We start from the raw sequence: 17,001 nt of genomic DNA on the forward strand, positions 1-17,001 counted from the left end.
CTCACCTTGCGGACAGGCGCGGATCGACCAGCCCGTAGGCGAGGTCGAGCAGGCTGTTGACGAGGACGACGGCGACGGCCAGCACCAGCACGCCGGCCTGGACGAGCTGGTAGTCGCGGGCCGAGACCGCCTTGAGGATCATCGAGCCGATGCCGGGCCGGCTGAACACCACCTCGATCAGGATGGCGCTGCCCAGCGACCAGGCGAAGGTGACGCCGACGATGGCGAGGATCGGCACCAGCGCGTTCTTCAGCGCCAGCCGCCAGACGACGCGGCGCTGCGGCACGCCCATCGCGCGGGCCACCCGGATGTAGTCCTGGTTCAGCACCTCCAGCATCGCCGAACGGGTCAGCCGGGTGATGTAGGCGGCGACCGAGACGCCGAGCACCCCCGCCGGCAGCACCAGATGGTGGATCTGGTCGAGGAACCCGCCGCCCGAGCTGGCGCCCAGCGCCGGGAACCATTTCAGCTCCTGCGAGAACAGCAGGACCGAGGCGAGGCCGAGCCAGAAGACCGGGAAGGAGATGCCGAACAGGGCGACGACCATGATCAGCAGATCGCTCCACGAGCCCTGGCGCTCCGCCGTGACGATTCCGAGCGGGATGCCGATGACCACCGCGATGGCCAGACCGGCGAAGGCCAGAAGGGCGGAGTCGGGCAGGCTGGAGAGGATCTCCTCCAGCGCCGGGCGGCCGGTGACGACCGAGGCGCCGAAATCGCCGGTCAGCGCGCGCAAGGCGTAGAGCCCGTACTGCACGATCACCGGGCGGTCGAGGCCGAGCTGGGCGCGCAGCGTCGCCAGCGCCTCCTCGGTCGCGTAGTCGCCCAGCATGTACTGGGCGGGGTCGCCCGGAATCATGCGGACGAGGAAGAAGGTCACGGTCACGATGCCGAACACCGTGATCGCGAGCTGCGTGAGCTGGCGGGTCAGGCGGTCCATGGCGTCAGCCCGCCAGCACGACGGGATAGGCGCTCATGGTGAAGAGCGAGTTCTGGACGAAGCCCGAGACGCCCTTGGTGTGGGCGATGTAGAGGCGGTCGGCGTAGAGCGGCACGATGGGGGCGTCGCCCATCACCTTGGCCTGGATCTTCCCGTAGACCTCCTTGCGGGCGGCGTCGCCCTGGGCCTGCCGCGCGGCGGCGATCAGATCCTCGACGCCCTCGTAATGGGAGGTGTTGAGGCCGGGCGGGAAGGAGGACTTGGCGAACATCGACAGGATCGGGCTGTCGGGGTCGGGGGCGCCGACCACGCCGGTGACGCAGGTCGGCACGGTCCCCTTGTTGCGGGCCTGGAGGTAGGCGCCGCGCTCCAGCACCTTGATCTTGGCGTCGATGCCGACGGCGGCGAGGTCGCTGGCGATGGGCACGACGATCTTGTCGTAGGGGTTGGCGCCCGGCGCCACCAGATCGAGGGTGAAGGGGCCGACCCCCGCCTCCTTCAGAAGCGCCTTGGCCTTCTGCGGGTCGTAGGGATAGGCCGCCACATCGTTGGTGAATTCCTGGAAGGAGGAGGTGAGGAAGCCGCTCGCCTCGGTCTTGGTGCCCTTGAAGAAGCCGTCGATCAGCGCCTTGCGGTTGATGGCGTGGCTGATCGCCTGGCGGACGCGGACATCGCCCAGCGGCTTGATGCTGGTGTTGAGGATGAGGTTGATGGTGTGGTTGGCGTCGCGGTCGAGCACCGTCACCTGACCGCCGCCCTTCAGGCGCTGGATGACCTCGGGCTGTTGCAGGCCGAAGAAGATGTCGACCTCGCCGTTCTCCAGCGCGATGGCCGCCGCCGTCTCGTCCTTGATGACGCGGAACAGCAGTTCCTCCACCTTGGGCGCGCCGTCGAAATAGTCCTTGTTGGCGGAGAGCCTGACCTCGCGGCCGGGGGTCCAGACCTGGAACACGAAGGGGCCGGTGCCGACCGGGTTCAGCGCGTAGGCCTTCTCGCCGATCTCGCCCAGCGCCTTGCGGCTCAGAATCCAGCCTTGGTTGAAGGCGGAGACCTTGTGCAGGAAGCCGGAGTTCGGCTCCTTGAGGGTGATGACCACCCGGTCCGGCGCCGGCGTCTCGACCGACTTGATCGAGGCGAGCTGCCCGGCGTAGCTGCTCCCGGTCTGCGGGTCGAGCACCCGCTCGAACGAGAACTTCACGTCGTCCGACGTGAAGGGACCGTAGTTCTTGTGCCAGACGACGCCGCTGCGCAGCGCGAAGCTGTAGACGGTGCCGTCGCCCGAGATCTCCCAGGAGGTCGCGAGGTCGGGGACCAGCGCGTTGCTCGCCTCGTCGTACTTGACCAGCCCGTTGTAGATCTGGGTGGCCACCGTCTGGTTCTCGATCTGGAAGATGCGGGCCGGGTCGAGGTTGCCGATGTCGCTGCCGATGCGCACGCGCAGCACCGGCGGGGCGGCGGCGACGCCGAGCGGCCAGCCGCTGCCCGCCACCAGCGCCCCGGCCGCCAGCAGGCCGCCGAATTGACGGCGCGTCACCCCGTTCCGCTGCTGTCGATGGGTCCCGACCATGGCCTGCTCCTTCTGTCGTCCGGAATGCGTTCGGCGGCGGCGCTCCGTGGCTTGCATAAAATGCACACAATCTTTGCCGCGCCGGTGTGACAGGAAGGTTAGCAGAAACCGTACCATCTCTCACTTCGGCGCTCGGTGATTTCGTCTTTGAATATTTTTCAATGACTTAGTTTGTTCGGCTAAGAAATGTTCGTACGAACTACGGTATGGAAAATTGCGCGTTTTGGAAGCATGTGCACGAATGAAATGGCGAAACTATGGGCTTTGAATGCACTTATGAACGAATGTATGCTTTTTCCGCGCTTGTCATCCGGCGCCCTAACCGGAAAAGGACATCTCCCGACATGAGCGACCTCTCCATCTACGAACGCCAGGGACTCGGCAAACCGCTCGGCTTCGGCCGCAAGACGGCTTTGCTGGTCATCGACTTCCAACTCGGCTTCACCCGCGAGGACGCGTTCGGCGGCTTCAACATCAACGACGCCATCACGGCGACCGCCGAACTTCTGGGGCACGCCCGCGCCGCCGGGATGCCGATCGCTCACGCCTGCTTCATCGCGCCGGACGCGGTCGGCGGCATCGGTCCCTTCGGCGAGAAAATCCCCAATCTGCTGAAGCTGACCGCCGACGCCCCGGACACCGCCTTCGCCCCGGCGGTGACGCCGCGGGACGGCGAATACATCGCCCGCAAGCAGCACGCCTCGGCCTTCTTCGGGACCGGCCTGTCGAGCTGGCTGCGCGCCAACGGCGTGGACACGCTGCTGGTGACCGGCTGCACCACCTCGGGCTGCGTGCGGGCCAGCGTGATCGACGCCTCCGCCCACGGGCTGCGGCCGATCATCGTCGAGGAGTGCGTCGGCGACCGCGCCGAGGAGCCGCACCGCGCCAACCTGTTCGACATGCGGCAGAAATACGCCGACGTGCTGCCGCTTCAGGCCGTCATCGACCGGATCGGCGTGGCCCAGGCCGCCTGATTTGGCGGGAGGTCCGGCGCCCGGCCGGACCTCCCGCAACCCCCACTTCCGCCGGTCCCGGCCGGTCCACGCCAACCGAAAGCAGCAGCGCATGTCCACCGCGACCATTTCGGTCGGGGCCGCCGGCCCGGCCGACGACGCCCCCGCCTTGCCCGGAGCCTGCGAAAGCGAGACCCTGGGCTGCCTGGACGCCATCGACCGGCTCAACCCCGCGCTCAACGCCATCCTGACCGTCACCGGGGAGGCGGCGCTCGACCGCGCCCGCGCGCTCGACCGCGAACGGGCGGCGGGCGAGTGGCCGGGGCTGCTCGACGGCGTGCCGGTCACCATCAAGGACTGCTTCGAACTGGCCGGCGAGACGACCAGCTACGGGTCGGTCCGCTTCGCCGCCGAGGGGCGGCACGACGCCGCCGTGGTCCGGCGGCTGAAGGCGTCGGGCGCCGTCCTCGTCGGGCGCAACAACCTCAGCGAATTCTGCCTGGGCTCGACCAACCAGAACGAACACCACGGATCCTGCCGCAACCCGTGGAACACCACCCATGTGCCGGGCGGGTCGAGCGGCGGTTCGGCCTCCGCCGTGGCCGCCGGCCTGTGCCGCGTCTCCATCGGCACCGACACCGGCGGGTCGATCCGCATCCCCGCCGCGCTGTGCGGCGTGGTCGGGCTGCGGCCCAGCGTCGGCCGGGTGCCGAACACCGGCGTGATCGCGTGCAGCGTCGATTTCGACACCGTCGGCCCGCTGGCCTGTTCGGTGTCCGACGTCGCCCGCGCCTTCGCGGCCATCGCCGGCTACGACCCGGAGGACCCCAACTCGGTCGACGCGCCGCTCGGCAACTTCCTGCCGGCGCTGCGGGACGGGATCGCCGGTGTCCGCATCGGCCTGCCGCGCAATTTCTATTTCGACGGGCTCCAGCCGGCGGTGGCCGAGCGGCTGCGCGAGGCGGCGGCGGTGCTGGAGCGCGTGGGCGCCACGCTGGTGGACGTCACCGTCGAGGACGCCGAGGTGGCGCAGGCGCGCACCGGATTCTCGCTGCTGGTCGCCGACATGGCCCAGTACCACCTCGACAAGATCGAGGCGGCGCCCGAGGCCATCGGCCCGGAGGTGCTGCGCCGCCTGAAGCTCGGCCTGCCGGTCAGCGGCGTCGCCTACGCCGAATCCCGGCGCTGGCTGGCCGGCTGGAAGCTGCGGTTCCGGGCGCTGTTCGAGCGGGTCGACCTGATCCTGACGCCGACCACCCCCATCGTCGCCCCGGCCATCGCCGACGCCGCCGACATGATCGAGGCGACGAAGGCGGTCAGCCGCTTCACCTACGGCTTCGGCGCGCTCGGCCTGCCGGCGATGACCGTCCCTTGCGGCTTCGGCGCGCATGGCCTGCCGGTCGGCATGCAGATCGTCGGCCGCTGGTTCGACGAGCCGCTGGTGCTGCGCGCCGGTGCCGCTTTCCAGGCCGCGACCGACCACCACCGCCAGCGCCCGCGCCTCGGCTGACCTTTCGAAGGAAGCACGTCATGGAACCCTATGAACTCACGGCCAGCGAAGCCGCCCGATCCATCCGCGACGGCCGGCTGACCAGCGAGGCGCTGGTGCGCTCCTGCCTGGAGCGGATCGAGGCGCGCGATCCCGAGATCCGCGCCTGGATCCACGTCGATCCCGCTTTGGCGCTCGCCGCCGCCCGTGACGCCGACAAGCGCCTGGCCGGCAACCCCTCGGCCGTCGGGCCGCTGCACGGCGTGCCCTTCGGCGTCAAGGACGTGATCGACACCGCCGACCTGCCGACCACCCACAACTCGCCGATCTTCCAGGGCCACCGGCCGAGCCGCGACGCCGCCTGCGTCGCCATCGCGCGCAGCGCCGGCGGCATCCTGCTCGGCAAGACCGACACGGTGGAGTTCGCGTCCGGCGGCCGCAAGGCGGCGACCCGCAACCCGGTCAACACCGACCACACGCCGGGCGGCTCCTCGTCGGGGTCGGGGGCGGCGGTGGGCGACCGCCACGTGCCGTTGGCCTTCGGCACCCAGACCGGCGGCTCCCACATCCGCCCCGCCTCCTTCAACGGCATCTACGGCTTCAAGCCGACCTGGGGCGCGGTCAGCCGCGAGGGCGTCAAGCATTACGCGGTGTCGCTCGACACCATCGGTTGGTACGGCCGCTCGGTCGCCGACCTCGCCCTGATGGCCGAGGCCTTCCGGCTGGAGGGGATGGGCGAAACCGCGCCGGTGCCGCTGGCCGGGCTGCGAGTCGGGGTCTGCCGCTCCCCGGTCTGGTCGAGCATCGAGCCGGCCGGCGAGGCGGCGCTCCATCTGGCGGCCCTGCGGCTGGAGGCGGCGGGCGCCAGCGTCGAGCCCTTCGAACTGCCCGCCGATTTCTCGACCCTGGCCGAGGTGCAGGACGTCATCCGCCGTGGCGAGGGGCGCGCCGCCTTTCTCGACCTCTACCTCGGCGACCGCCACCGGCTGCACGAGGAATTGGCCGATCATTGCGAGCACAACCGGGGCATCACCGCCCGCAGCCTGACCGAGGCCTACGACGTCGCCGGCCAGTGCCGCGCGCGCTTCGCCGGGTTGTTCGAGCGCATCGACGTGATCCTGACCCCTTCGGCCCCCGGCGAAGCGCCCAAGGGGCTGCACACCACCGGCGACCACATCTTCAACGGCATCTGGACGGTGCTGCACGCGCCCTGTCTGGCCATGCCCTGCACCCATGGCCCGCAAGGTCTGCCGGTCGGGGTGCAGCTCGTGGCGCCGCGCTTCGCCGACGCCCGCCTGCTGGCGATGGCCGGAGCGATGGCGGCGGCGGTGGCATGACGATCGTCATCAACCGCCCAGGATTACCTGGAGGCCCCATTTCTTGAGACGATTGGGCCATCATGAGCGGAGCCTCAGGACTTCCGGGTCAGCATCACCGGTCCGATTCCGTGTCAGCGGGCCAGCGCGGAAAGATGCTGCTTCTGCAGCAGGCCGATGTCGATCTTCTTGAGCCCTTCGGCAAAGACCGCGGCCCATTTCTGGCCGGCCGGCTTGGTGTTGAACGCCACATGCAGCGTTTTGGCTTCGAGGACCGGCCCGAATTCGACCTTCCCCTGAAGCGGCGCCAGCGCCGGGGCGTTCCTCATCAGGTAGGAAAAGACGTAGCCGTCGATTTCAGCCGCGTCGATGCGGCCGGCGGCCACTTTCTTGATGTTGGTCTCGTCGTCGACCACGCCCTCCGTCTTGAGGGTGCCGGCGGCGGTGGCGTCGGCGACCGGCTTGGCGTTCACGTAACCGTTCACCACGCCGAGTTTGAGCCGCGACAGACCCGCCGGCGAGGTGTCGGCGACCGGCTTTCCGGTGGGAACGATCAGGCCCAGCGGACTTTCGCCGATCGACCCCGACAGGGTGAAGCCCTCCAGCTCGGCCGGGTATTCGGGGAAGTAGCCGGCGACCTCCGGTTCGTCCTTGGCGCTCTTCACCGCGCGCTGCCAAGGCAGCACCTCGATGCTGACGGTGTGGCCCATGGCCTTGAAGGCTTCGCGGATCACGACCGCGCAAAAGCCGTTGTCGGGCACGGAGCCTGAATAGGGCAGCCAGTCGAGGGTGGTCAATTTCACCTCCTCCGCCCGGACGGCCGTTCCGGATGAAAGCACCAGCGCGCATATGGCGGCAGCAAGCGAAGCGTTCCGATGCATGGTCACTCCTTTGAACTGGAGAAATCGACGTCTTGCGGTCATGGGAAGGCGCGACGGGGCCTGGGAGACGGTCAGCCCGAGATGGTCAACCTGCGGCCAGCTTGCCGACGAAGCGGTCGACCTGCGTCTGCACGGCCTGGAGATCACCCTCCAGGTTGCGGATGCCCTCATGCAGGTTGGTTGCGGCGTCGCCGTTCCGGCGGGCCGAGCCGGCGACGCCGTGGACGTTCTCGCGCAGCCGCTCGGTGCCGCGCGCCGCCTGTTGGACGGCGCGGCTGATCTCGGTGGTTGCGGAGTTCTGCTGCTCCACCGCCGCCGCGATGGAGGCGTTGGCCTTGCTCAGCGTGACGATCACCTTGGCGATGCCGCCGATCTGCCCCGCCGCGTTGCCGGTCGAGGCCTGGATGGCGCTGACCAGGGTGGAAATCTCCTCGGTCGCTTTCGCGGTCTGCCCGGCGAGATTCTTGACCTCGGTCGCCACCACGGCGAAACCCTTGCCGGCGTCGCCCGCGCGGGCCGCCTCGATGGTCGCGTTCAGCGCCAGCAGGTTGGTCTGGCCGGCGATCGAGGAGATCAGTGTCAGCACGTCACCGATGCGGGCGGAGTCGTCGACCAGTTTGTTCATCATGCCGACCGTGTCGCCGACACTGCGGCTGGCCCCGTCCGAGACGGAATGCGAATTCTGCGCCTGCACCGAGATTTCGCGGATCGAGGCGGCGAGCTGCTCCACCGCCGCCGCGACGGTCTGGACGCTGGCGCTGACCTCCTCCGCCGCCCCGGCCACCTCGTGGCTCAACGCCGCGTTGTCGCCGGCGCTGTTGGCGACAACGCCGACGGAGCCGCTCATCGCCTGGGCGGTCCGGTTGACGCTGGCCAGCAGTTGGCCGACATCGGCGTCGAAGGCTTCGGCGACCGTCGCCAGACCCTGTCGGCGCTCGCGTTCGGCATCCTCGCGCAGGCGGACCTGTTCGGATTCCAACCGGCGCTTGGCCAGGGCGTTCTCGCGGAAGGTCTCGACCGCTCCGGCCATGCGGCCCACCTCGTCGAGGCGGCCGACCGCAGGAACCTCGACCCCGGTGCGGCCGGCGGCCAGATCGGTCATCGCGGCGGTCATCCGCGTGATGGGGCGGGTCACGCCGCGCACGATCGCCACCAGCACCCCGCACACGGCCAGCAGAGCCAGCGCGCAGACCAGGGCGATGGCCGTGGTGGTGGCGCGGATGCCATCGTACAGGCGCTGTGTGGTCAGGTTGATCTCGATGGAGCCTATGGTCGCCGCCTTCGCGCCCTCGCCGCGCTGGATCGGGGCGGTGCGCAGGATGACGGCCCCGTCCTTCGCATCGGTCCTGCCATGGGCCACGAAGATGGTGCCGTCCTTGTTCTTGACGGCGCTGCCGAGATAATCGGGATCGGCCGCCAGCGCCGCGAGGAGGGCCCCGGCCGCGGTGGTGTCCATGTTCCACAGCGCCTCGGCGGCGCCGCCGGCCAGCACCGTGGTGGTCACCTCGGCGCGTTCGGACAGCGCCGTCCGGGCCGCCGCCATGTTCATGTAGGCCACGCTGACCATGGCCCCCACGGCGATGGCGATGAGCAGGGTGGCAATGGGAACGATGACCCTGACCATCAGGCTGCGGCGGTACAGTCCGAGCATCTCGTGTCCCTCGCGTTGTTGGAAATCCGGCGGTCAGCGCCGGCCGATCGTCTTCCGGGACGGGCGGCGGCCGGAGGCCGGCGGGATCTGGTCGGCTGCCGCCCCTTGTCGGGACCAGTTCCAGCGGATGCTGGTCAACGGGGACAGGCCGTCCCGCAGCAGGCCGACGATGGCCGGGGCGGCGTCGATACCGACACCGTCATGGCGGGCGAGCAGGGTCCAGCACAGGGTCTTCTGGTCCAGGACTTCGACGGTGAGGCGCATGACGCTCCTGGTGGGCAAGGAAGGGGGCCAACGGAGAGTAGACCTTACGCGCCGATCGTGACGGTGGCGTTGCGGTTGCCTGACGGTTGTGGGATGGCGGCAAACCGGTGAGCAGGCGGGCTTGCGGGAGGCTGGTTGGCGGGCAGCGAACATGGACGCCCCAAGCTGACGCCCCAAGCTGAGGTTCCCTTTCAGCCCTCCGATGCTCGTTTCAATCGGGCCACTCCGACGGCCCCCAATCCTCGGCATCGGGATCCGCCGTTCCGAGAGGGGCGACCGTCGCCCCGGCGTCGAGCGCGGCGGCCAGCCAAGGTTCGACGGTCGCAACCGGCGACATCCGGCACCACCGGCGGCGGCGTCCGTCCCATCGGCAATGCCCCTGCCTCTTCATCTCCTCCCGAAGCTCCCAGGAGGGAATCGACGGAAACCGGAGCTCCAGCCCGCGCCCATTCTGGGCGATCTCGACGGTCTCTCCCGTGGGCGTGACGTGCGTCAGCCCCTCTTCCAAGGCACGCTGGAGCATGGCGGCCCGTTCGTCCCGCACGCGCGCCTCGGTCTCGCGTTGCTCACGACGTTCGGTGAGAACCTCGGCGATCCAGTCGGGAGGCTCGTCGAGAACCCGGTAACCGGCACCGCCGCGTGGCCCGGGGGCGTCCTCGATCAGCCCGGCCTGCACCAGATCGGGAAGACGATGCTTGAGCCGGTCGCGCTCGCCCCGGACGTCAAGAAGGCGGTGCGCCGCGCAATCCGCCATGGTGAACCGGTCGCCCGCGCCCCAGGTTTCGTAGATTCCGGCGGCGAGTGCGTGCAGGTCGCCGATGCGCCCCTGTTGATCGGCCAACCGTTCCTTGATGATCGGGTTGAGCGGCTGGTCGACACGCCCGCCCAGACCGCAGGTCTGGCACGTCCAATGAGCGGGATCCGACAGAAGAACCTGGGGCGAGCAGCGCCGGCGGCGGCAGTGCTCCTCGCTGCCCGGTTCCGGCAGGTCGTGCCGACCGCTGTCCAGCAGGGCACGGATCGCCTCCTCGGGCTGTTCGGCAATCGCCTTCAGCCGGTCGACGACGTCCATCGGCAACCAAACCTCGACGCCGTCCGTTCCGTTCGCTGCGGCGGTCGGCCGGTGCGCGGCGAAACGGCTCTTCAGCGAGCGTCGGCGTGCCGGGTCGAGCATGTCGACGACGCGCTCGACCGTGTAGGTCTCGTCGAAGGTGTCGGCCAGAACCTCCGCAAGGCCCGTCAACGACGCTGTCGGCGCCAGCGCGCTCTCGTCCCGGTCCACGATGATCCGGCGGGCTTCCTTGAGGATCGCCGCCCTCTCGTCCTGTCCAATCCCACCTTTCCTGGGCATGCCCGCCCGTTCCTCCGATGCTGCGACGTACCCAACCATGCTCGGGCCTGACATGTTCTTCAAGCGGACGGGTTCAACGGGCAGGCGTGGCAGACCCAGTCCGGTTTTCCCCTTTTCCTCACCCCTTGGCCGTCGTTGCCGCCGGTGAGGCAGGAGGAGGTGGACGAACCGCGAGGTGCCGAACAGCGCGAGGATTCCCCATGAACCCTCGTGTTGCCACCTTTGGTCGGGTAGCGGACCGGAACCTGCATCCCAATGTACGCCATTGCCTCACCGCACCGGCAACCGGACGATGCTCATCCGCCCGGCGCAGCGCGTGCAGCGGCTTGCAGGCCGGTCGCGGTGGGCTCTCTCATGCCGCTTTTGCCATGCCGCTTTTGCTTGGCCGCTTTTGCTTGGCCGCGTTTGCTTGGCCGCGCTCCCGCACAGTGGACGGCTTGCCTCTGTACAGGGGGCATAGGACGTTCCTACCTTGGTGATGGAACAGCGGAAATGGCAAGACTGAGAATCTTCATAGCAAGCCGTTGCACTGGCGGCTTCGCATAGAGGGTCGGCTATTCGCTAAAGCCGCCATTTATGGCGCAAGAGCCAAATTACGAGCCGGGCAAGCCGGCCTTACATAGAAGCCATGATGAATGAAAACACCGACGACATCGAAGAGTTCATGCGCGACCTTCGGCTCTGGGCCGAGAGCACCTGGGCTTGGGCGAGGGCGGTGCATGAACCTGTGCTGATGTTGCAGGAGCGGGAGTCGGCCTTGCTTCAGGCATCGAGGCTTCTTCGGGCAGCCGATGGCCATGCGCCCTCGGAGGCTCCGGTCATCGGACGGCACCTTTCGGAATAAGTCGTCGTTCGAGCCATGGGACGGCTGAAATTGGGCACCTTGTGGGGTTGACCGGCTCACGCCTCTGGGCGTCATCGACGTGGAGGTGGCATCTCTTGGGGGCGGAACGGCCGAGACAAGCGCACCGAGGCCACCGTGAGCGGCCTTTCCTGTGTCTTCTGGTCGAAAAGGGGTGGGCGGCTCCGTGAGGCGGAACCGCCCAAGTCTCCGGTTCGATCAGCGATCAGCCTCCATCGTCCACCCAAACCTGAGCCTTGGCTATTCTCTCGAAAGGGGTGCTCATCATGCCTGACCAACCCGATCCGGGCCGGCGACGGGCTGACGGCCCGAACCTGGACTCGTGCCCACGGCCAGATCGTGCCGATCCGTGACCGCCAAGACACCGACCCTCACCACTCCGGATGGCCGCTACATCGTGGTCCGGGGTCGGCTCTGGCGGGCGGCCAACCCGACCCTGACCGAACCGGAGCGCAAGCTGCTGGTAACCGAACTGATGGATGCGCGGCGGGCGGTCGCGGCGGCGCGCAGGGCATCCGATCGTGAGGCGGAAGTCGTCGCGCATGCGGCGGTCGACAAGGCCAAGCACGCGCTCGGTGAGCGTGGGCCGGTCTGGTGGACCGACGGAGCGCCCGACCTCAACCGGCACATGGCGCAGACGACGCCCTACGCGGAGTGGTACCGGCAGGCAACCGGTGAGGCCGAGGGCGCGTAGCCACGCCCTTGACCATCGAATGTTCCCGAGGCGCCCACTTGGGGGCGAAATCCTCGTGCCGGTGGATTGTTCTGGACTGTGCGCCGCCGGGCCGGGCGCTCACCGTCCGGTCGCGGGGAGAGGCTGGGAGGAAAACCGCCTCACCCCGCCGCCGTGGGTCAATGGCCGCCGAGATAGGCGGCGACCACCTTCGGATCGTCGGCGATCTGTGCCCCCGGCCCGTGCAGCGTGATTCGGCCGCTTTCCAGCACATAGGCGTAGTCGGCGATCTCCAGCGCCGCCTGCGCGTTCTGCTCCACGAGCAGGATCGTCGTTCCCTCGCGCTTCAGGTCGGCGATGATCCGGAAGATCTCCTCGACGAACAGCGGCGCCAACCCCATGCTCGGCTCGTCGAGAAGGAGGAGGCGCGGAGCGCCCATCAGCGCCCGGCCGAGCGCCAGCATCTGCTGCTCGCCGCCCGACAGCAGACCGGCCTGCTGCGTCAGCCGTTCCTGGAGCCGGGGGAAACGGGCCAGCACCCGCTCGCGCCGGTTCCGGAACTCCTGGGGGTTGGGCACCTGAAGGCCGCCCAGCCGCAGATTTTCGTCCACCGTCATCTCGGCGAACACCTGACGCCCCTCGGGGACCTGCCGGATGCCGAGCCGCGCGATGCGGTGGGCCGGGGCGTTGGTGATGTCCGTTCCCTCGAAGCGGACGGTTCCGCCCGCCGCCCTGAGAAGCCCCGACAGGCCGCGCATGGTGGTCGTCTTGCCGGCGCCGTTGGCGCCGATCAGGCACACCACCGACCCCGGCGGCACCGCGAGGTCGATCCCCTTGACCGCCATCGTGCGGCCGTAGTCCAGGCGCAGGCCGGACACATCCAGAAGGTTCGTCATGCGCCGTGGGCCTTTGCCAGTCGTTCCGCGACCTTCGAGCCGAGATAGGCCTCGATCACGGCGGGATCGTTGCGGATCTCGCGCGGTCCACCCTCGGCGATCTTGCGGCCGAAGTTCAGCACCGTGATGCGGTCGCACAGATCCATCACGAATCCCATGTCGTGCTCGACCAGCAGCAGCGAGACGTCGCGCTGACCGAGTTGCTTGAGGAGGACGGCCAGTTCGCGCGTCTCCGCCGGGTTCATGCCGGCGGCCGGCTCGTCGAGCAGCAGCAGGCGCGGCCGGCTGGCGAGAGCGCGGGCGATCTCCAACCGCCGCTGCTCGCCATAGGCGAGGCTGCCGGAGCGGCCGTTCGCCTTGTCGGCCAGCCCGACGAACTCGAGCAGTTCCATGGCGTCCGCCTTGGCCGCGTGCTCCTCGGCGCGGAAGCCGGGCAGGCGCAGCACGGCGCTCCAGCCGGGGGCCTTCAGCCGGGTGTGCATGCCGGTCATGACGTTTTCCAGGACCGACATGTCGGCGAACATGCGGATGTTCTGGAAGGTCCGCGCCAGGCCCATGCGGGTGCGGGCGTAGGGCGGCAGCGCGGTGACGTCGCGCCCGTCCAGCGTCAGTGTGCCCGACGTCGGCCGCAGCAAGCCGGAGATCAGGTTGAAGAACGTCGTCTTGCCGGCCCCGTTGGGGCCGATGATGCCGTGGACCGAACCGGCCGCGACCTCCACGTCCACCGCGTTGACGGCCAGCAGCCCGCGGAACTGCATCGTCAGGCCGCGGGCGGAGAGCAGCGCGCTCATGGCGCCCGCCGCAGGCGGAAGGGGACGATGCCACGCGGCAGGAACAGAACCGCCAGCACGATGATCAACCCGTTGATGACCAGACGGAAATCCGCCAGGGGGCGCAGCACCTCGGGCAGCGCCGTCAGAACCACCGCCCCGACCACCGGGGCGATGGGCGTGCCGATGCCGCCGAGCAACGCGAAGCTGAGAATGGTCACCGCCGTCTCAAATCCATATTCGTTGGGGCCGATGAAGCTGTTGGAATGCGCCGCCAGCGATCCCGCCAGCCCGGCCAGCATGGCCGAGGCGACCAGCGCGCCCAGCTTGTAGAGCGGCAGGTTGACGCCCATGACTCCGGCGGCCATCTCGTCCTCGCGCATCGCCTCCATGGCGCGGCCGATCTTGGAGCGGCCGATGGCCCAGAAGCCGGCGATGCAGAGCGCCAACAGCCCGTAGACCAGACCGAGGCTGGCCTTCTGCGGGATGCCCGACAGCCCGAGCGCGCCGCCCGTGAGGCTTTCCGCGTTGATGTAGAGGACGCGCAGCACCTCGCCCAGCGCGATGGTCGCGATCGCGAGATAGACGCCGCTGAGGCGCAGCGTCGGCCCGCCGATGATCAGCGCCACCAGCGCCGGCACCAGCGCGGAGATGGGAAGGACCAGCCAGAAGGGCAGGCCCAGCTTGAGCGTCAGCAGCGCGCCGGTGTAGGCGCCAAGCCCCATGAAGGCCGCCTGCCCGAGGGAAAGCTGTCCCAACGCCATCACGCAGTACATCGACAGGGCCAGCAGCCCGTGAATGCCCAGCGCGTGAATCAGCGTCTCGTAGGTGAAGAGAAAATCATCCAGCCATTCGGCCATGATCGTTATGCCCTTTTCACCTGTGCGCGCCCGAACAGACCGACCGGACGGAACCACAGGGTCAACACTAGGATCGTGAAGCCCACCGCTTCCTTGGCGTTCGAGGAAAGATAGCCGGCCGTCAGCACTTCCAGCACGCCCAGCAGGATGCCGGCGACAAGCGCGCCGCGGATGTCGCCCAAGCCGCCGATGATGATGACCGCGAAGCCGCGCAGCATCATCGCCTCGCCCATGAAGGGCTGGATGGCGTTGAAGTTGAGCCCGATCAGCACGCCGGCCGCCCCGCCCAGCAGGCCGGACAGGAACGACACCGCCACCACCGTGGCGTCCACGTTGATGCCCATCAGCCGGGCGGCGTCCTCGTTCTCCGCCAGCGCGCGGATCATCAGGCCGAGGCGCGTGTGCTGGAGAAGCAGGAAGAGCACGGCGACCAGCACGAAGGCGGTGCCGACGATCAGCATCTGCACCAGCGAGACGCGGATTCCGGCGAACTCCAGCGCCGTGCTGCCGACGAAGCCGAAGGGGAAGCGCTGGATGTCGGTGCCGATCAGCGCCGCCATCAGCGAATACAGCGCCAGCACCGCGCCCAGCGTCACCATCAGGGACGGCAGCTCGCCGGCCTTGGTCCGCCGCAGCCGGGTCAACAGCACGCCGTCGACGACGACGGCCACCAGCCCGGCCGCCAGGGAACCCAACGGAAGCGCGATCCAGATCGACGCCCCGAACGAACGGGCAAGCCACAGCGCCACGAAGGCGCCGACCGAGAAATAGAATCCGTAGGTCAGGTTGATGACCCGGAGCACGCCGAAGATCAGGGTGAAGCCCAGCGCGAACAGCGCGTAGGTTGATCCGAGGACGAGACCGTTGACCAGCTGTTGGGAAAGCATTGACCGGCTGCACCGCCTGATTTGATGAAGGACCGCGCCGGACTCCAAGGGGACCGGCGCGGGGATAGACGCAGGGTTACTGGAGAATCTGGAACTTGCCGCCCTTCATGCCCAGCACCACCACGCCCTCGGTCGAGGCCGGGTCGCGGCCCTCGGTGAAGGTGAAGGGGCCCATGACGCCGGTGTGGTTGGTCTTCAGCAGCGTCTCGCGGATCTTGTCGCTTTCAGCGGCGCCCGCCGTGTCGATGGCCTTGGCGACGATGTGCATCGTGTCGTAGGCCTGGGCGGCGAACTGGTCGGGATCCTTGGAGTACTTCTTGCGGAAGTCGGCGACGAACTTGTCGTTGATCGCGTCCTTCTTGTCGACGAACCACGGGCTGCCGACCAGCAGACCCTCGGCCGCCTCGCCGGCGATCTCACCCAGCTTGGGGGAGTTCGCGCCGTTGCCGCCGATGAAGCGCACGCTGGCCGGAATGCCGAGCTGGCGGGCCTGGAGGACGACGCCGGAGATCGGCTCGACCAGCGCGGAGACGGTGATGGCATCGACGTTCAGCCCCTTGATCTTGGTGAGCTGGGCCGAGAAATCCGAATCCTTGCTGCCGAAGGCCTCGATGGTGGCGATTTTCAGGCCGAGCTTCTCGGCCGCCGCCTTCATCGAATCGAAGCCGGATTTGCTGAAGGCGTCGTCGTTGGCGTACATCATCGCGATGGTCTTGACGCCGAACTTCTCCTGGGCGGTCTTCAGCGTGACCGGCACCACGTCGGCTTCCGGCAGCGAGGTGCGGAAGATGTACGGGCCCATCGCGGTGATGCCGACCGCCGTGGTCGAGGTGCCGACCGTGACGACCTTGCGCTCGTTGGTGACCGGGCCGACGGCGAACATCTCGTTGGACAGCGTCGGGCCGATGATCACCGGCACCTTGTCGCGGCCGACCAGCTTGCGGGCGGCGTTGACCGCCTGGTCCTTGTTGCCGGCCGAATCCTCGACGATCAGGGCGACCTTCTTGCCGCCGAGGACACCCCCGGCCGCGTTGATCTCGTCCAGCGCCAGTTCCAGCCCGGCCTTGATGGCGGTGCCGTACGCGGCGCTCGGCCCCGACAGGATCTCGATGGCGCCGACCGTGACGGTCTGCTGAGCGAAAGCCGGGGTGACCGCGACCGCCGCGACGGCGACCGCGCCGGTGACCAGGAACGACCGAAACATACAATATCCTCCCGAAGAATGTGCCTTTTGGGGCTTGGGCTGGTGTAGTTGTGATCGATAAGGCAAAAATTGCAAGCGTTTGCAGCGTCCGTCAGCTTTGCTTTACGGAGGGGGCGGCGGCGGTGGGGTGGGGGGCATTCGTATCGCGGCGAACGGCTCCGGCTCAGCAGCAGCCGGCCTTTCCGGCGCCGTAACGCGCTTCCAGCCGGTTGTCGAGGAACTCGCGGTAGGTCATCACCGGCTGGTCGGGGTGCCGGCCCTGCATGTGCTCGATATAGGTGTCGTAATCGGGCACCCCGACCATCAGCTTGGCGGTTTGCTCGAAATAACCGCGAAACCGGCTGAGATTGCTTTTCATGCTGCCCATGGGGCGGTCTCCCGGATGAATACTTTGGGCGTCATGGTTTTCCCAGCGTCGCCATTTCCATGCAAGCGCA

Annotated in this window: 16 protein-coding genes; 4 read left to right on the forward strand and 12 right to left on the reverse strand. The window is 68.4% G+C overall.

The annotated features are described in order from the left end of the window. Window position 1: 1 nt before the first annotated feature. Window positions 2-940, reverse strand: a complete 939-nt coding sequence (locus EJ913_RS05685; RefSeq protein WP_126995671.1) for an ABC transporter permease — start codon at window positions 938-940, stop codon at window positions 2-4. A gap of 4 nt (window positions 941-944) precedes the next feature. Then, on the reverse strand, window positions 945-2,507 hold the full coding sequence (locus EJ913_RS05690; protein WP_126995673.1) for an ABC transporter substrate-binding protein: 1,563 nt from the start codon (window positions 2,505-2,507) through the stop codon (window positions 945-947). A gap of 344 nt (window positions 2,508-2,851) precedes the next feature. Here EJ913_RS05690 and EJ913_RS05695 point away from each other — a divergent pair, with 344 nt between their 5' ends. The 3 genes from EJ913_RS05695 (at window position 2,852) to EJ913_RS05705 (ending at window position 6,286) form a co-directional block, all read left to right on the forward strand. Further along, window positions 2,852-3,481 carry an isochorismatase family protein gene (locus tag EJ913_RS05695; RefSeq protein WP_126995675.1) on the forward strand — a complete coding sequence of 210 codons (630 nt, stop codon included), beginning with the start codon at window positions 2,852-2,854 and terminating at the stop codon, window positions 3,479-3,481. Window positions 3,482-3,572: 91 nt separating this feature from the next. After that, window positions 3,573-4,970, forward strand: coding sequence for an amidase (locus EJ913_RS05700; protein ID WP_244939257.1), 1,398 nt, complete (start codon window positions 3,573-3,575; stop codon window positions 4,968-4,970). A gap of 20 nt (window positions 4,971-4,990) precedes the next feature. Continuing rightward, window positions 4,991-6,286 carry an amidase gene (locus EJ913_RS05705; RefSeq protein WP_126995677.1) on the forward strand — a complete coding sequence of 432 codons (1,296 nt, stop codon included), beginning with the start codon at window positions 4,991-4,993 and terminating at the stop codon, window positions 6,284-6,286. 113 nt (window positions 6,287-6,399) lie between these two features. Here EJ913_RS05705 and EJ913_RS05710 read toward each other — a convergent pair whose 3' ends face one another. From EJ913_RS05710 to EJ913_RS05725, 4 genes are all read right to left on the reverse strand, one after another. Continuing rightward, the gene (locus tag EJ913_RS05710) at window positions 6,400-7,188 is read right to left on the reverse strand and encodes a substrate-binding periplasmic protein (RefSeq protein ID WP_238519042.1); all 789 of its coding nucleotides are present in this window, start codon (window positions 7,186-7,188) and stop codon (window positions 6,400-6,402) included. A 43-nt stretch (window positions 7,189-7,231) separates the two neighbouring features. Further along, window positions 7,232-8,797, reverse strand: coding sequence for a methyl-accepting chemotaxis protein (locus EJ913_RS05715; protein WP_126995679.1), 1,566 nt, complete (start codon window positions 8,795-8,797; stop codon window positions 7,232-7,234). Between the two features lie 33 nt (window positions 8,798-8,830). Beyond that, the gene (locus EJ913_RS05720; protein WP_126995681.1) at window positions 8,831-9,061 is read right to left on the reverse strand and encodes a hypothetical protein; all 231 of its coding nucleotides are present in this window, start codon (window positions 9,059-9,061) and stop codon (window positions 8,831-8,833) included. Between the two features lie 211 nt (window positions 9,062-9,272). Continuing rightward, window positions 9,273-10,412 carry a hypothetical protein gene (locus EJ913_RS05725; protein ID WP_126995683.1) on the reverse strand — a complete coding sequence of 380 codons (1,140 nt, stop codon included), beginning with the start codon at window positions 10,410-10,412 and terminating at the stop codon, window positions 9,273-9,275. A gap of 1,211 nt (window positions 10,413-11,623) precedes the next feature. Here EJ913_RS05725 and EJ913_RS05730 point away from each other — a divergent pair. Then, window positions 11,624-11,968, forward strand: coding sequence for a hypothetical protein (locus tag EJ913_RS05730; RefSeq protein WP_126995685.1), 345 nt, complete (start codon window positions 11,624-11,626; stop codon window positions 11,966-11,968). Window positions 11,969-12,126: 158 nt separating this feature from the next. Here EJ913_RS05730 and EJ913_RS05735 read toward each other — a convergent pair whose 3' ends face one another. The 6 genes from EJ913_RS05735 to EJ913_RS05760 form a co-directional block, all read right to left on the reverse strand. Next, window positions 12,127-12,843, reverse strand: a complete 717-nt coding sequence (locus EJ913_RS05735) for an ABC transporter ATP-binding protein (protein WP_126995687.1) — start codon at window positions 12,841-12,843, stop codon at window positions 12,127-12,129. Beyond that, window positions 12,840-13,634 carry an ABC transporter ATP-binding protein gene (locus EJ913_RS05740; RefSeq protein WP_126995689.1) on the reverse strand — a complete coding sequence of 265 codons (795 nt, stop codon included), beginning with the start codon at window positions 13,632-13,634 and terminating at the stop codon, window positions 12,840-12,842. Before EJ913_RS05740 ends, EJ913_RS05735 begins: the two co-directional genes overlap by 4 nt. Further along, window positions 13,631-14,473 (reverse strand): branched-chain amino acid ABC transporter permease, encoded by an 843-nt coding sequence (locus EJ913_RS05745; protein WP_126995691.1) that lies wholly within the window; start codon window positions 14,471-14,473, stop codon window positions 13,631-13,633. Before EJ913_RS05745 ends, EJ913_RS05740 begins: the two co-directional genes overlap by 4 nt. Window positions 14,474-14,478: 5 nt before the next feature. Further along, the gene (locus tag EJ913_RS05750; RefSeq protein ID WP_126995693.1) at window positions 14,479-15,360 is read right to left on the reverse strand and encodes a branched-chain amino acid ABC transporter permease; all 882 of its coding nucleotides are present in this window, start codon (window positions 15,358-15,360) and stop codon (window positions 14,479-14,481) included. A 76-nt stretch (window positions 15,361-15,436) separates the two neighbouring features. Continuing rightward, on the reverse strand, window positions 15,437-16,564 hold the full coding sequence (locus EJ913_RS05755) for an ABC transporter substrate-binding protein (protein WP_126995695.1): 1,128 nt from the start codon (window positions 16,562-16,564) through the stop codon (window positions 15,437-15,439). Window positions 16,565-16,727: 163 nt separating this feature from the next. After that, a complete protein-coding gene (locus tag EJ913_RS05760) occupies window positions 16,728-16,931 on the reverse strand; it encodes a YbdD/YjiX family protein (RefSeq protein ID WP_425321106.1) in 204 nt (67 codons plus the stop codon). Window positions 16,932-17,001 lie beyond the last annotated feature (70 nt).

The organism is Azospirillum doebereinerae, from assembly GCF_003989665.1.
In the GTDB taxonomy this organism is placed as follows: domain Bacteria; phylum Pseudomonadota; class Alphaproteobacteria; order Azospirillales; family Azospirillaceae; genus Azospirillum; species Azospirillum doebereinerae.